Source organism: Pseudomonas sp. R2-37-08W, assembly GCF_003851705.1.
GTDB lineage: Bacteria > Pseudomonadota > Gammaproteobacteria > Pseudomonadales > Pseudomonadaceae > Aquipseudomonas.
Window position 1 is genome coordinate 602,014 of record NZ_CP027728.1, and the last position, 15,480, is coordinate 617,493.

A 15,480-nucleotide genomic window follows, 5' to 3' on the forward strand; every position below is an offset into this window, starting at 1 on the left:
CAGGTTTCCTCTTTGTGTCCTGCCCCAGCATAATTGCCCCAACTATCTATTCCTGTGATTGCTAGGGAGAGCGCCTTGCCGAGCGTATCCGCCGTGAACCCTGACGCTGTGCTGCTGGTGCAGCTGACCGACAGCCATCTGTTTGCCGAGGCCGACAGTACGCTGCTGGGTATGAATACCCGCGAGAGCCTGCAGCGGGTGATCGAATTGGTCCGCGAACAACAGCCGTCTATCGATCTGGTGCTGGCCACCGGGGATCTGTCCCAGGACGGCACGCTGGCGTCATACCAGCAATTTCGCGATATGACTGCGCCGATAGGTGCTCCCGCGCGCTGGATTCCCGGCAACCACGATGAGCCGCAGATCATGGCCCAGGCTGCCGTGCACAGCGACCTGCTGGAGCCGGTGGTCGATGTCGGCAATTGGCGCATCATCCTGCTGGACTCCGCCGTACCCGGCTCCGTGCCCGGCTACCTGCAAGACCAGCAACTGCAATTACTCGCCCAGGCCTTGAGCGAAGCGCCGAACCGGCATCATCTGGTGTGCTTCCATCATCACCCGATGTCGATCGGCTGTGCCTGGATGGAGCCTATCGGCCTGCGCAACCCCGATGCGTTGTTTGCCGTGCTCGACCGCTTCCCGCAGGTCAAGGCGGTGCTCTGGGGCCATGTGCACCAGGAAATCGACCGCGAGCGCAACGGTGTACGCCTGCTGGCTTCGCCGTCCACGTGCCTCCAGTTCGCACCCGGCAGTGAGGACTTCAAGGTCAGCGAGCAAGCGCCGGGCTATCGCTGGCTGCGCCTGCATGCCGACGGGCGGTTGGATACCGGCGTAGAAAGGCTCCAAGGCTTCGCGTTCCAGGTGGACTACGGCAGCAACGGCTATTGACCACCGACGGCGCGGCTATAGGTCCAGCGCCTTCGCCAACCTGACCACGGTAACGCCTTGCCCCAAGTGCCGCAGCGAGGGTTGGATCAGCACGCAGTTGTCATACGGCGTGAGGATTTCGCGTTCGGCGTCTCGGGCGATCACTGTTCCCGCGTGAGCGATCCGTTCCAGGCCACGGAAATCATCGGTAAAACTGAAGTCCATGCTGTTCGCGATCACCGGATCGGTGACCTGCAAACAGTGCTGGGCAACGGGCTGTTCCCGGCTTAGAAATCTCGAAACGTCGGCCCCGGCGACGGTTTCAGTCGCCACCAGGAAACGAGCGGCTATATCGAGGGCGACGTGTTCGCTCTTTTTTGAAAAGTGCTGACCTGTTTCGATCAGCAGCGCGTTTTTGGTGCTTTTGGCGTCACCAAACCCGCCGTAGTCACGCATGCGTCGACCATTGGCGTGGCCGGCGTCGGCGACGACGGTGGCCGGTACACCCAACGATTTTGCAAATGCCAGGCCTTTGGCGCACGCCCCGCACATCATCAGGGGGGGGGACTCTTCGTGCATTGAATGGATATCGAGCAGAAAATCGACGTCGTCGATCAGCGGTCGCAGCTCACGGGCGCGGCACAACTCGACAGACTCTCGCTCGCCGTCCAATGCGGATGGCAGCCAGACACGGTTCATGTCCTCGTCAATGAAGCGGGACGCGTCGATGTTTTGCGGGTCGAAGCGTTGATAGGCCTCAACGTTGCCGAACGCCAGTGACAAGCGGCCCTTGCGCGGGCGTATACCGCTGCGTAACAGGGTGTCTACCGCGATGGCTCCGCTGACTTCATTCCCATGGGTCAATGCCATGATCAAAACATGCGGCCCCGGTTCGCCGCTGTCGAAGCTGTAAACGTAGTCGATCCCGCCATTACCGTTTTTCCATGGGCTGAGGTCGGGGAAGTTAACCTCAACCGGATATGGCTTCAGGGATGCACGCACTTGCTCTAAGGTTCTCATTTCTGTCTCCGATAGACCAACGTTTCGACGTGTCGCCAGATAGGACGCGACAATCATGGGAAGCTGGCTTTCATAAGTGCTCGGCTCAACTGGCCGAAGGTTGCGTACCGCGCATACGCCGGCCGAGGCAGACGATCGACACGACACTGATCAAGATGGTCCCCATCACGTAAAAGCTCGGTGCGAGCTTGCTGCCGCTGGCTTCGATCAACGCGGTCACGATCAATGGCGCAAAACCACCAAACAGGGTGACGGAAAAGTTGTAGCTCAGCGCCAGGCCCGTGCCGCGAATGCTGGTCGGGAAAATGTCGGAAAGCATCGCTGGAATCGGCCCCAGGCAGGCTGCGATCAACAAGCCAACAAGGGCTTGCACGATCAGCAGTGTGGTGAAGCTGGGGAAGGTGTTGAGCAGCACGAACATCGGGTAAGACGAAAACCCGGTAATCAACAGCGCAATGGTCAGTACCCGGTATCGTCCGTAGCGGTCGGAAAGCCCGCCAAATACCGGCGCCATCAGCATTAACGTCACGCCCGTCATCAGCGCCCCGAGGTAAGAAGATGTGGCGGCGATGTTCAGTTGCTTGAACGCGTAGATCGGCATGTACAACTTATGGACATAATTGAATGCGGTCGCACCGGCCACTACACCAATAGCCAGCAGCAGGCTGACATGCCCCTTGATCAAGACATCTCGCAGCGGGGTTTTGGCCGTGCTGCTGACCAGCGTTTTCTTGAAGTCCGGGGTTTCATCGATTTGTGTACGAATGTAATAGCCCACCGGCCCGATCAGCAGGCCGAAACCGAATGCGACGCGCCAGCCCCATTCGTTCAACTGCACATCCGACAGTACATAACTGAGGATCGCGCTGACCCCCGCTGCCAGAACGGTTGCCAGCCCTTGGGTGGACAGTTGCCAGCTGGCAAAGAAGCCCCGGCGCCTGGCGTCTGCGTGTTCGACCATAAACGCCGTCGCGGCGCCGAACTCACCGCCTGTGGAGAACCCCTGAAGCATGCGCGCAACGATGATTAACAGCGGCGCGGCCAAGCCAATCTGTTCATAGGTGGGTGCGAAAGTGATTATTGCGGTGCCGAGCAACATGATCATGATCGACAGTGTCAGCGAGGCCTTTCGCCCGGCTTTGTCGGTATAGGAACCCAACACAATGGCGCCCAGCGGACGCATCAGAAAGGAAATGCCGAATGAGCCCACGGCCAGCAACAGTGAGGTGGTTTCGTTATCGGAGGGGAAAAACTGTTTGCCGATGACGACTGCAAAATAGCCGTAGATCAACAAATCATAGAACTCCAGCGCATTGCCGAAACTGGCAGCGATGATTTCCTTCCATGGGCCTCGTCGGGCTGGGGTCGTTGCCGAGGGTAAGACGGGTGATTGAGCGGTCATGGGTGTGCCCCGGGTGTATTTCACGTTTGGCATTCGGATTCGCCCAAGCTGCTACGCGGCCTGGCGAGATCGAAAGCGTTAATTGTTATGGGTGAAAGCCCGGATGAAAGTGAATCAATAGCGGTGTAGCGGCAATTGCTGATTTGGCACAGGTTTGAGCTGTTTTGGCACGGGCCAGGCCAGCCGTGGCTGGTAGCGGTGGTGAAGCGGAAAAAACGGGCGGTTATGAGGAGGGCGGCAGCGTTTCAAACGCTGCCAACGCTTCCCATATCTTCATCACCATCTCGCTCTGGTTATCGCGTAACCGATGCAGCGAGACGTCGAAGCTGACGCAAAACTCGGCGCCGCCTGCAATCAGCAGTTCGCCCGACGCCAGCGCATCGTTGACGACCATCTGCGGTAACCACGCAAGGCCCTTGCCACGCTTGGCCATTTCCAGAATCGCATCATAGGAATCGGCCTGGTAAACCATCCGCAACGCCAGGCGCTGTGGCAGTCGCTCCAGGTGCTGCGCCAGCACGCCGCGCAGCGCAAGGGAGGGTGAAAAGGCCAGCCAGGGAATGGAGAGGGCGTTACTGCCTGCGGCTATCTGCTGGCGCGGTTGGCCCTGAGCGTCCGGCGCACTGACCGGTAGCAATTGCTCCTTTGCCAGCACTCGAGAGTCAAAACGCTGCGGGTCGATCAATGACTGGGTCAGCGGGCTGGAAAAGCTCAGCAGCAGATCGACTTCGCCAGCCGACAGCCGGCTGATGGCCTCTTGCGCACCGCTGGTGAGCAGTGACACCGCAAAACTGCCCAATTGCGGGTGCAGCGACTCGTACCAGTCGGGGAAGAAGTCACAGGCCAGGGTTCGCCCGGTGGCGATACGCACGGGTTCATCGCGGCTCAGGGGGCCACCTTTGAATTGCGCTCTGACGGCGGTCAGCAGTTCCAGCGATTGGGTTGCAGCATCCAGAAACAGCGCGCCGCAAGGGGTCAATGACACCGGTTGTGTACGTTCGATCAATGGCGTGCCGACCCATTCTTCCAGCGCCCGGATACGTCGCCCGAACGCGGGGTGCGTGACGCACCGATTTTCCGCCGCGCGCGACAGGCTGCGGGTGCGGGTCAGTTCAATAAAGTCCTCAAGCCATTCCAGTTGCATGCTGTTTTCCCGCTCGGCGACCTATTTAACGCGCCGCCAGTACTGGCGAATTCCACAAGCAATGAAGAAAGGGTGCGCTGATCAAAAAGTGAGCAGTTTGCAACCGATCAGGTGCTTAAGGGTCGTGGAACGGATAGTAACGCCAGCGGCGATGGGCTGCACCCACGACCCCGCTGTTACCTGTAAACTGCGCCTCTTTGGCGCAAGCATGGAGAGCCCGGCATGTCCGCAATCTTGTATATCCACGGTTTCAACAGCGCACCGGCGTCCAACAAGGCCAGCCAGTTGATGACCGTGATGGACAGCCTCGGCCTGGCCGACCAGTTGCGTGTACCGGCCCTGCATCACCATCCGCGTCAGGCGATTCCTCAATTGGAGGAAGCCATCGCGCAACTGGGTCGGCCACTGCTGGTGGGAAGCTCACTCGGCGGCTACTATGCAACCCATCTTGCCGAACGCCATGGCCTCAAGGCGTTGCTGGTCAACCCGGCGGTCAGCCCCCATCGGATGTTTGACGGTTATCTGGGCACCCAGAAGAACCTCTACACCGATGAAACCTGGGAATTGACCCACGACCACGTCACGGCATTGGCCGAGCTGGAAGTGCCGGCTCCTCAAGACGCCGCGCGTTATCAGGTGTGGTTGCAGACTGGGGATGAAACCCTGGATTATCGCCTGGCCCAGCAGTATTACCGGGCCTGTGCCTTGCGCATCCAGGCCGGTGGCGACCATGGTTACCAAGGGTTCGCCCAGCAATTGCCGGCACTGTTGAGCTTTGCCGGCATTGGCGCAGATCAGTATCAATCCTTCGATTTTTCGTCACTGTAAAAATCGCGGGTCACTTTTTAATCGAACGACTCACGACGAGACCCCATGGCCACTCCCAGCGCTAGCTCTTATAACGCCGACGCCATCGAAGTCCTCTCGGGCCTCGACCCGGTGCGCAAACGCCCCGGCATGTACACCGACACCAGTCGGCCGAACCACCTCGCCCAGGAAGTCATCGACAACAGCGTTGACGAAGCCCTGGCCGGCCACGCCAAGTCGGTGCAGGTCATTCTCCACGCCGATCACTCCCTGGAAGTGTCCGATGACGGTCGCGGCATGCCGGTGGACATCCACCCCGAGGAGGGCGTGTCGGGCGTCGAGCTGATCCTTACCAAGCTGCACGCCGGCGGCAAGTTCTCCAACAAGAACTACCAGTTCTCCGGCGGCCTGCACGGCGTGGGTATTTCGGTGGTCAACGCGCTGTCGAACCACGTCCGGGTCAAGGTCAAGCGCGACGGCAACGAGTACGAGATGACCTTCGCCGATGGCTACAAAGCCACCGACCTGCAGGTGATCGGCACCGTTGGCAAGCGCAATACCGGCACCAGCGTGTACTTCGCGCCGGACCCGAAATACTTCGATTCGCCGAAATTCTCCATCAGCCGCCTCAAGCACGTGCTCAAGGCCAAGGCCGTGCTGTGCCCGGGCCTGCTGGTGAGCTTTGAAGACAAAGGCACGGGCGAGAAGGTCGAGTGGCACTACGAAGACGGCCTGCGCTCCTACCTGGAAGACTCCGTCAGCGACTTCGAGCGTCTGCCCAACGCGCCGTTCTGCGGCAGCCTGGCCGGTAACAAGGAAGCCGTCGACTGGGCGCTGTTGTGGTTGCCCGAAGGCGGCGACAGCGTGCAGGAAAGCTACGTCAACCTGATCCCCACTGCCCAGGGCGGCACCCACGTCAATGGCTTGCGCCAGGGCCTGCTGGATGCCATGCGTGAATTCTGCGAATACCGCAGCCTGCTGCCACGCGGCGTGAAGCTGGCGCCGGAAGACGTGTGGGAGCGCATCGCCTTCGTGCTTTCGATGAAAATGCAGGAGCCGCAATTCTCCGGCCAGACCAAGGAGCGTCTGTCGTCCCGCGAGGCGGCGGCGTTTGTCTCCGGTGTGGTCAAGGATGCCTTCAGCCTTTGGCTCAACGAACACCCGGAGCTGGGCCTGGCCCTGGCGGAACTGGCGATCAACAATGCCGGTCGTCGCCTCAAGGCCAGCAAGAAGGTCGAGCGCAAGCGCATCACTCAGGGCCCGGCATTGCCTGGCAAGCTGGCCGATTGCGCCGGGCAGGACCCGATGCGTTCCGAGCTGTTCCTGGTGGAAGGTGATTCCGCCGGTGGTTCCGCCAAGCAAGCGCGGGACAAGGAGTTCCAGGCGATCCTGCCGTTGCGCGGCAAGATCCTCAACACCTGGGAAGTCGACGGCAGCGAAGTCCTGGCCAGCCAGGAAGTGCACAACATTGCCGTGGCCATCGGCGTCGACCCGGGCGCGGCGGACATCAGCCAGTTGCGCTACGGCAAGATCTGCATCCTCGCTGACGCCGACTCCGACGGCCTGCACATCGCAACCCTGCTGTGTGCGTTGTTCGTGCAGCACTTCCGCCCGTTGGTGGATGCCGGTCACGTCTACGTCGCCATGCCACCGCTGTACCGGATCGACCTGGGCAAGGAGATTTTCTACGCCCTGGACGAAGCCGAGCGCGATGGCATTCTCGACCGCCTGGTGGCCGAGAAGAAACGCGGCAAGCCACAGGTCACGCGATTCAAGGGCCTGGGTGAAATGAACCCGCCGCAGCTGCGCGAAACCACCATGGACCCGAACACCCGGCGCCTGGTGCAGTTGACCCTGGAAGACTTCGCCGGCACGTCGGAAATGATGGACATGCTGCTGGCGAAAAAGCGCGCACCGGATCGCAAAGCCTGGCTCGAATCCAAAGGCAACCTGGCCGAGGTTCTGGGCTGATGCGCACAGGCGTCGCCCTGGCGATCCTGATGGTGTGCGGGTTGGCGACCACCGCTGTGGTTGCCGCGCCCGTGGCTGAGCTCAAGCTGGTGTCGGAACATCCGGTAGACGGCATGCGCGGCGGGAACCTGTCGGGCCTGGCGCTATGTGGCGAGCAATTGTGGACCGTGTCGGACCGTGATGATGAGCAGATTTATCGCCTGGACACCCGCGCGCCGACCTGGACCGCTGAAGTGGTGGCGATCGACGTACCCCCCGTGCCCGAATCCGGCCTGCCGTGGGGTTTGCGCTCGCGCACCAAGGCGGCTTCGTTCGTTCGCGGTGGCGACCTGGATTTCGAAGGCATCAGCTGTGATGCCGCAGGCAACCGCTACATCGTCAGCGAAGCTCACGCGGCGGTGTTGCAGGTGCCGGTAGCAGGCGATCCCGAGTGGCTGAAAATTGCCCCAGGCATGGTGCGCGAAGCCCGGGCCAGTGGCATGTTGCTGCACTTCAATGCGTTGTTCGAGGGCCTGACGGTGAACCCGCAGGGCGATCGGATCTGGCTGGCGGCCGAGCGTGAGCGCCGCGGCCTGGTTTCGATCAAGCGCGGGCAGAGCGTGTGGGATTGCGACGGTGCTTGCGTGGTGTTGAGCGAGGCCGGCCTGGAAGTGCAGCCGGCGCAGTTCCCCAACGCCAAGGCGGTGTCGAAGGACTTTGCCGACCTGGCGCTGTTCAACGGCAAGCTGTTTACCCTGGAGCGTAATGCGTTCCAGATTTGCCGGCGCGATACGGTGACGGCCAAGGTTGAGCTGTGCTGGTCGTTTGCCGACGAAACCCTGAGGCCCGAGCGGCGTTACCCCCAGCCTTACGGCCTGGCCGAAGCCCTGGTGGTGGACGCCGACGGTGCCTGGATTGGCATCGACAATAATTTCGGCGCGCGTGCCGATGGTGAAAAGCGCCCGGTGGTCTATCGTTTCGCCGCCCCGGCCGGTGGCTGGAGTGCCCAGCCATGAGTCGTCACGAATTTGAATTGAATCAGCGCAGCGGCAATTCCGTTGCGCCTTACCCCATGATGAGGCCCGCATGAGTGACATCCTCGCAGACAGCTTAGATGGCGTAGAACGCCGATCGCTGGCTGACTTCACCGAAAATGCCTACCTCAACTACTCCATGTACGTGATCATGGACCGTGCCCTGCCGCATATCGGCGACGGCCTGAAGCCGGTACAACGGCGCATTATCTACGCCATGAGTGAGTTGGGCCTGGACGCCGATTCCAAGCACAAGAAGTCGGCGCGTACCGTCGGTGACGTGCTCGGTAAGTTCCACCCCCACGGCGATTCGGCGTGCTATGAAGCCATGGTGCTGATGGCCCAGCCGTTCAGCTACCGCTACACCCTGGTCGATGGCCAGGGTAACTGGGGTGCGCCGGATGATCCCAAGTCCTTCGCCGCCATGCGTTATACCGAGGCGCGCCTGTCGCGCTACTCGGAAGTACTGCTCAGCGAGCTGGGCCAGGGCACCGCTAACTGGGGGCCGAACTTTGACGGCACCCTCGACGAACCCCTGGTATTGCCGGCACGTTTGCCGAACATCCTGCTAAATGGCACCACCGGCATCGCGGTTGGCATGGCCACCGACGTGCCGCCGCACAACCTGCGCGAAGTCGCCACGGCCTGCGTGCGCCTGTTGGATGAGCCAAAAGCCACGGTCGAGCAGCTGTGCGAGCATATCCAGGGCCCGGACTACCCGACCGAGGCGGAAATCATCACGCCGCGCGCCGACCTGCTGAAGATGTACGAAACCGGCAAGGGCTCGGTGCGCATGCGCGCGGTGTACCACGTCGAAGACGGCGACATTATTGTCACCGCGTTGCCGCATCAGGTATCCGGCGCCAAGGTGCTGGAGCAGATTGCCGCGTTGATGCAGGCAAAACCGTCGAAATTGCCGCAAGTCGCCGACCTGCGCGATGAGTCCGACCACGAAAACCCTTGCCGCATCGTGATCATCCCGACCAATAGCCGGGTTGATCATGAAGTGCTGATGCAGCATTTGTTTGCCAGCACCGACCTTGAGTCCAGCTACCGGGTCAACGTCAACATCATCGGCCTGGACGGCAAGCCACAGCTCAAAAACCTGCGCAATTTGCTGGTGGAATGGCTGGAGTTCCGCGTGCAGACCGTGCGCCGCCGCCTGCAATTTCGCCTGGACAAGGTCGAGCGCCGCTTGCACCTGTTGGACGGCTTGCTGATTGCCTACCTCAACCTGGATGAAGTGATCCATATCATCCGTACCGCCGAGCACCCGAAGGCCGAGCTGATCGCGCGCTTCGAGCTGAGCGAAATCCAGGCTGACTACATCCTCGACACCCGCTTGCGCCAGTTGGCACGCCTGGAAGAAATGAAGCTGCGCGACGAGCAGGACGCGCTGCTCAAGGAGCAAGCCAAGCTGCAGGCGCTGCTGGGCAGCGAAGCCAAGCTCAAGAAGCTGGTGCGCAGTGAACTGATCAAAGACGCCGAAACCTACGGCGATGACCGCCGCTCGCCGATTGTCGAGCGCGCAGAAGCGAAAGCTCTGACAGAAACCGAGCTGTTGCCTAACGAGAAAATTACCGTCGTTCTGTCGGAAAAGGGTTGGGTTCGTTCCGCCAAAGGGCATGATATTGATGCCACCGGCCTGTCGTACAAGGCCGGTGATGGCTTCAAGACTGCGGCGGCTGGGCGTTCCAACCAATTTGCGGTGTTTATCGACTCGACCGGGCGCAGTTATTCGGTGCCGGCCCATACCCTGCCCTCAGCGCGCGGGCAGGGCGAGCCGCTGACCGGGCGCCTCACGCCGCCGCCGGGGGCGAATTTCGAGTGCGTGCTGTTGCCGGACGATGATTCGCTGTACGTCATCGCGTCCGACGCCGGCTATGGTTTCGTGGTCAAGGGTGAAGACCTGCAGGCCAAGAACAAGGCGGGCAAGGCGTTGTTGAGCCTGCCGAACAACGCCAAGGTGATCCTGCCGCGACCGGTGGAGGATCGCGAGCATAACTGGCTGGCCTCGGTGACCACCGAAGGGCGTTTGCTGGTGTTCAAGATCAGCGACCTGCCGCAGTTGGGCAAGGGCAAGGGCAACAAGATCATCGGTATCCCTGGAGAGCGGGTGGCCAGTCGCGAAGAGTACGTGACCGACATCGCCGTCATCCCGGAAGGCTCAACCCTGGTGCTCCAGGCCGGCAAGCGCACGTTGTCCTTGCGCCCCGACGACCTTGAACACTACAAGGGCGAGCGCGGTCGACGCGGTAACAAACTGCCTCGCGGCTTCCAGAGAGTGGATGCTTTGTTGGTAGAAACGCCTGCTTAAGGCGTACTAGAGGCCTCGATCTACGATTTAACGCGTAGATCGACGCTTTGGCGCTGGAGTCATGGCGCATATTCACGGATGATATGGCCTTTCCAGCGCCGGCGTGGCCGAGCGTATTTAGGTTATTTTTAGTATTACATTGTGGTTCGCCGTGCGGCAGCCACCTGGATGGGATGATGACTGCTCCACGCCTTCCTCTATTTTTGATGCTCGCTGGCCTGTTAGGGCTGGCGGGTTGCAGCACGCACCAGCCGGTGTCGCTGTACCAGCTGGACAGCGGAAGTCCGGCTCAGCCAGCACAAACCGCCGGCATGGCCGTTCTGCTGGGGCCGGTAATCGTTGCCGATTACCTGCAACGCGAAACCCTGCTGCAACGTCAGAACGACGGCAGCCTGCAAGGTTCCACCGATGGTCGCTGGGCGGGCAGCCTGTCCTCCGATATCAATCAATTGATGTTGCGTCAGGTGGCCGGCCAGTTGGACAGCCAGCGCGTAGTCCTGGCGCCGGGGCCATCCGGGTTTACCCCGGATGTGCAGGTGCTGCTGACGATCACGCGGCTTGACTCCGGTACCTCGCAACCGGCGATCCTGGATGCACAGTGGCGCCTGATCGACCGTCGCGGCCAGGTGCGGGACAACCGTATCGTGCACCTGCAGGAAGAACATAGCGGCACCACGGCGTCCCAGGTCCAGGCCCAGGGCGTATTGTTGCAGCACTTGGCGCAACAGTTGTCGGTAGCGCTCAAGCCGTTGGCCAACCAGCCGCCAATTGCCGAAGCCCCGCGCAAGCAGGCGCCGGCACAGGCCAAGCCCTCAGCGCCGGAAAAGCCCAAGATGCCGATGGCGACACCGATTCGTACGGATTTGGAAGTGTTCAGGTTTTGATCTGAATGGCAGACAAACAAAAGGCCCGCTGAGTAAGCGGGCCTTTTTGTATCTGAAAATAGAAGCCATGGCGCAGTCAAATGTGGGAGGGGGCTTGCCCCCGATGGCGGTGGTTCAGTGAGTGATGTGCTGACTGACACTCCGCTATCGGGGGCAAGCCCCCTCCCACAGGGAGCAATTGCGTGCCTTATGTCTTTGTGCGGGTCTCATGCATCCGCGCCAGCTGCCGTTCCAGCATCGACGGGTAGGGCTCCATCAAGCGCTCCACGCAGCTGGCACCCTCAGGGCTGGCTATCGGGCGGATGCGTGCACGTTGGCGGATCAGCGTGTCTTCACTGATCTTGCGCTCCACCAGCAGCAGGTTGCGGCTGTGTTGCGACAAGGCCAGGGCATCCTGGGCGATCTCGGTCAGCAGCAGGTCGATCTGGCTGATGCCGAACAGGTCATCACCCACTGTCAAGCCGAGCTGCAGTTGCAACGTGATGCCGCTGTCGGCCACTTCAATCTGCAAAGCATGACCCAGGGCGCGCAGCAACTCGCCGCAGCAGATGGCGTTGGTCAGGTAGTCCTCGCCGCTGTCTTCGCTGTGGAACAGCATCAGCGTGCTGCCGTCGTTCAGGGTGTGCAGTTCGCTCTGGTAGAGCGAGGCGGCCTGGTCGAGACAGTCGCGGTAGCGTTCCAGCAGTTCCGTCAAGCGAGCGCGGGGCAGGCGGCGCAGTTGGTCCTGGGCACCCAGTTGTACGGCGAGTACGGCGCTGTACTGAGGTTCGTTGCTTTTGGCGGGAAGCGATTTGGGCGTTACGACGGGAGCGGCTTCGGCGGTATCGCGCAGGTCGGCGAACGGGTCTTCGTCGTCCAGCTCGTCTTCTTCGGCCTTGACCACATGCCGCGGCGCAGGCTTCAAGCCCGCCACCGGAGCGCTTTCGTCGAAGCCTGGATCGCGCAGGTCGCGCACTTCAAACTCAGGCTCGTCGGTGTAGTCGGCGTCGTCGTACTCGGGTTCGGGTTCGACCTCAGGCACGGTCGGCTCCGGGGCGAAGCTGGCATGCAGCTGACGCGCCAGGTCGCCGATTTCGTCCTGGCGGTCGGTGGCCGGAGTGTGTTCGTCGATATCGCGCAGCCAGATGCGCAGTTGCATCAACGGCGTGGAGATATGCCGTCCCAGGCGCAGGCTCAACGCCAGGGCGAGGGCCAGCAGGATCGCGCTCAAGATGCCCATGCTCTGCAGGCTGATGGTCATCGGCTGCTGGAATTGTTGCATGTCCAGGCTGATGCGCAATTGGCCGGCTTTTACATCCTGAAACGTGATATTGCTCTGATACAGGCCCTCGGCTTCGCCCAACAGGCCGTTTTTCGGGCGCTGCCCGGCTTCGGCCATGATCCGGTTGTCCACGCTATAGATGGCGGCGTGGGCCACCAGCGGGTTCTTGGTCAGGTTGTTGAGCAGTACGTTGAGGCTGAGGATGTCGTTGGACACCAACAACTCAGTCGCCGAGGTGGCGGTCTGGGTGGTCAGGCTTTCGCCCAGGGCGTCGGCTTGCTCGTGCATGGCCTGTTTGAACTGCAAACCCATCACGCAGGCGTAGATCACCAGGGCCAGAGCGACCAGGATCACGTTATGGCTGGCGATGCGTAATGCGATCGGTACACGGCGGTGGCGCAGTGCCCGGAAGATCAGCAGGAAGAAGTTATCGGTTTTTACTGGCGTGGGCCGGTTCACTTGCGCTCGGCTCTTGGTCCGTGAAGTTGACGCGCAGTATAGCGACAGGCCCATGACCGGCAAAGCGCTGGCTGTGCCCGATGGTCACTGAAAGTGGGTAGAATGCGGTTTTTTTCCAGCCTGGGGGTGCGCTTTGCGCGAAATTGTCCTGATCAACATCACAGGTCTTGACCGACCGGGTCTCACCGCTGCCATTACCGGCGTTCTGGCCCAGGGTGGTGTGAACATTCTCGACATCGGCCAGGCGGTGATCCACGACACCCTGTCGTTCGGCATCCTGGTGGAAATCCCCAGCAACGAGCAGGCCTCGTCGGTACTCAAGGACATCCTGTTTACGGCCTACAAGCTGGATCAGCAGGTGCGTTTCACGCCGGTTTCCGAAGCCGATTACCAGCATTGGGTCGAAGGCCAGGGCAAAAAACGCCATATCGTGACGTTGCTCACCCGCAAGGTCACGGCCGAACAGTTGCAGCGCGTCAGTTCGATCACCGCGCACTACGGCTTGAACATCGACCATATCGACCGTCTGTCGGGGCGTATGCCTTTGGACACGCCCGCAGACAAAGGCAAGGGCTGCATCGAGTTCTCCGTGCGGGGTGAGCCGGCCGATGCGCAGGCGCTGCGCGCTGAATTCCTGAGCGTGGCCCAGGAGCTGAATGTCGACATCGCCTTCCAGGAAGATTCGCTGTTCCGGCGCAACCGTCGCCTGGCGGTGTTCGACATGGACTCCACGCTGATCGAAGCCGAAGTCATCGACGAACTTGCCAAGGCCGCCGGTGTGGGCGAGCAAGTCTCGGCCATTACCGAGCGCGCGATGGCCGGCGAGCTGGATTTTCGCGCCAGCTTCAAGGAGCGCCTGGCGTTGCTCAAGGGCCTGGATGTGAGCGTGCTCGATTCAATCGGCGCGTCCCTGCGTCTGACCGAAGGCGCCGAAACCCTGTTCGCCGAGCTCAAGCGCCTGGGCTACAAGACGGCCATCCTGTCTGGTGGCTTCACCTATTTCGCCAAGCAGTTGCAGGCCAAGCTGGGCATTGACTATGTATTCGCCAACGAGCTGGAAGTGGTGGATGGCAAAGTGACCGGCGTGGCGGTGGAGCCGATTGTCGATGCACAACGCAAGGCGGACCTGCTCAAGGAATTGGCGCATAAGGAAGGCCTGCGCCTGGAGCAGACCATTGCGGTCGGCGACGGCGCGAACGATTTGCCGATGCTGGCGATTGCCGGGTTGGGTGTGGCGTTCCGCGCCAAGCCATTGGTCAAGCAATCGGCCAAGCAGGCGATTTCGACCTTGGGGTTGGATGGGGTGCTGTATCTGCTGGGCTTGCGCGATCGCGACGGTCAGCTCTAACTCGACAGATCATTCCCACGCTCCGCGTGGGAATGCCTTCTGTGACGCTCTGCGTCAGGCTTTGGGGGCGCAGAGCGCCCTGCGCTGCATTCCCACGCAGAGCGTGGGAACGATCATCAGGCTTTAGGTGAGCCGATACCCTGGCCCATCTGCACCGGCGAGCCCGCCGCCAGTTCCTGCGCCCACTGCACTTGGCCCGGCCCGAACAGCACAATCGCGGTAGAACCCAACTTGAAGCGACCCAACTCCGCACCTTTCTCCAGGTGAATCGGTGCGCGAGCAGCTTCGTCATAGCGGAAGGTTTTCAGCTCGCGTTTCGGTGGTGTTACCAGCCCGGCCCACACCGTCTCAATCGAGGCTACGATCATCGCGCCCACCAACACTACGGCCATCGGGCCGCGTTCGGTGTCGAACAGGCAGACAACCCGCTCGTTACGCGCAAACAGTTCCGGCACGTTCTCGGCGGTGGTCTGGTTCACCGAGAAAATCCGCCCCGGCACATAGACCATCTCGCGCAAGGTACCGGCCAGTGGCATATGCACGCGGTGATAATCCTTTGGCGACAAGTAGATAGTGGCGAAGTCACCGCCCATGAACGGCGCCGCCAGCGCTGCGTCGCCGCCGAGCAATTCCAGCACGCTGAAACTGTGGCCCTTGGCCTGGAACACACGGCCATGTTCTATCGGGCCGAGCTGGCTGACCGCACCATCGGCCGGGCTCAGTACGGCGCCGGGGGTCGGGTCCAGCGGGCGCGCACCGTCTTTCAATGCGCGGGTAAAGAAGGCGTTGAAATGCTCGTAGGCGGTCACGTCTTCAACCAGTGCCTGGGACATGTCCACCTGGTAACGCTTGGCGAACCAACGGGTGAAGGCGTTCTTGAACCAGCGCACGCGGCACTCGGCAATGCAGCCGGCCAAGCGCGACAGCAGGTGGTGCGGCAGCAAGTACTGACTGAGGATAAACAACTGCTTTTTCATTAAGTGTCCT

12 protein-coding genes are annotated in these 15,480 nt (G+C 61.3%); 7 read left to right on the top strand and 5 right to left on the bottom strand.

From position 1 onward, the window contains the following. Positions 1-75 precede the first annotated feature (75 nt). Positions 76-888 carry a 3',5'-cyclic-AMP phosphodiesterase gene (gene cpdA / locus C4J93_RS02525; RefSeq protein WP_124428510.1) on the top strand — a complete coding sequence of 271 codons (813 nt, stop codon included), beginning with the start codon at positions 76-78 and terminating at the stop codon, positions 886-888. 15 nt (positions 889-903) lie between these two features. Here cpdA and C4J93_RS02530 read toward each other — a convergent pair whose 3' ends face one another. From C4J93_RS02530 to C4J93_RS02540, 3 genes are all read right to left on the bottom strand, one after another. Next, positions 904-1,887 carry a M14 family metallopeptidase gene (locus tag C4J93_RS02530; protein ID WP_124428511.1) on the bottom strand — a complete coding sequence of 328 codons (984 nt, stop codon included), beginning with the start codon at positions 1,885-1,887 and terminating at the stop codon, positions 904-906. Between the two features lie 85 nt (positions 1,888-1,972). Continuing rightward, a complete protein-coding gene (locus C4J93_RS02535; RefSeq protein ID WP_124428512.1) occupies positions 1,973-3,289 on the bottom strand; it encodes an MFS transporter in 1,317 nt (438 codons plus the stop codon). Between the two features lie 223 nt (positions 3,290-3,512). Continuing rightward, the gene (locus C4J93_RS02540) at positions 3,513-4,433 is read right to left on the bottom strand and encodes a LysR family transcriptional regulator (RefSeq protein WP_124428513.1); all 921 of its coding nucleotides are present in this window, start codon (positions 4,431-4,433) and stop codon (positions 3,513-3,515) included. A 222-nt stretch (positions 4,434-4,655) separates the two neighbouring features. Here C4J93_RS02540 and C4J93_RS02545 point away from each other — a divergent pair, with 222 nt between their 5' ends. From C4J93_RS02545 to C4J93_RS02565, 5 genes are all read left to right on the top strand, one after another. After that, entirely contained in the window at positions 4,656-5,261 is a 606-nt protein-coding gene (locus C4J93_RS02545) for a YqiA/YcfP family alpha/beta fold hydrolase (RefSeq protein WP_124402879.1), read from the top strand. Between the two features lie 45 nt (positions 5,262-5,306). Further along, positions 5,307-7,211, top strand: a complete 1,905-nt coding sequence (parE, locus tag C4J93_RS02550; protein WP_124406137.1) for a DNA topoisomerase IV subunit B — start codon at positions 5,307-5,309, stop codon at positions 7,209-7,211. Continuing rightward, entirely contained in the window at positions 7,211-8,206 is a 996-nt protein-coding gene (locus tag C4J93_RS02555) for an esterase-like activity of phytase family protein (RefSeq protein ID WP_124428514.1), read from the top strand. Before parE ends, C4J93_RS02555 begins: the two co-directional genes overlap by 1 nt. A 70-nt stretch (positions 8,207-8,276) precedes the next feature. Beyond that, a complete protein-coding gene (gene parC / locus C4J93_RS02560) occupies positions 8,277-10,541 on the top strand; it encodes a DNA topoisomerase IV subunit A (protein WP_124369376.1) in 2,265 nt (754 codons plus the stop codon). Positions 10,542-10,714: 173 nt separating this feature from the next. Then, positions 10,715-11,425: a membrane integrity-associated transporter subunit PqiC gene (locus C4J93_RS02565; RefSeq protein WP_124428515.1), complete on the top strand. Its 711-nt coding sequence runs from the start codon at positions 10,715-10,717 to the stop codon at positions 11,423-11,425. Positions 11,426-11,612: 187 nt separating this feature from the next. On the opposite strand, the gene C4J93_RS02570 is transcribed toward C4J93_RS02565, so the two are convergent. Continuing rightward, positions 11,613-13,145, bottom strand: coding sequence for an AhpA/YtjB family protein (locus C4J93_RS02570; protein ID WP_124428516.1), 1,533 nt, complete (start codon positions 13,143-13,145; stop codon positions 11,613-11,615). A 133-nt stretch (positions 13,146-13,278) separates the two neighbouring features. Between C4J93_RS02570 and serB the strand changes: the two genes are divergently transcribed. Then, positions 13,279-14,493 carry a phosphoserine phosphatase SerB gene (serB, locus tag C4J93_RS02575; protein WP_124361009.1) on the top strand — a complete coding sequence of 405 codons (1,215 nt, stop codon included), beginning with the start codon at positions 13,279-13,281 and terminating at the stop codon, positions 14,491-14,493. A 116-nt stretch (positions 14,494-14,609) separates the two neighbouring features. Here the strand turns inward: serB and asd are convergent, their stop codons facing one another. Beyond that, the gene (gene asd, locus C4J93_RS02580) at positions 14,610-15,470 is read right to left on the bottom strand and encodes an archaetidylserine decarboxylase (RefSeq protein WP_124428517.1); all 861 of its coding nucleotides are present in this window, start codon (positions 15,468-15,470) and stop codon (positions 14,610-14,612) included. Positions 15,471-15,480 lie beyond the last annotated feature (10 nt).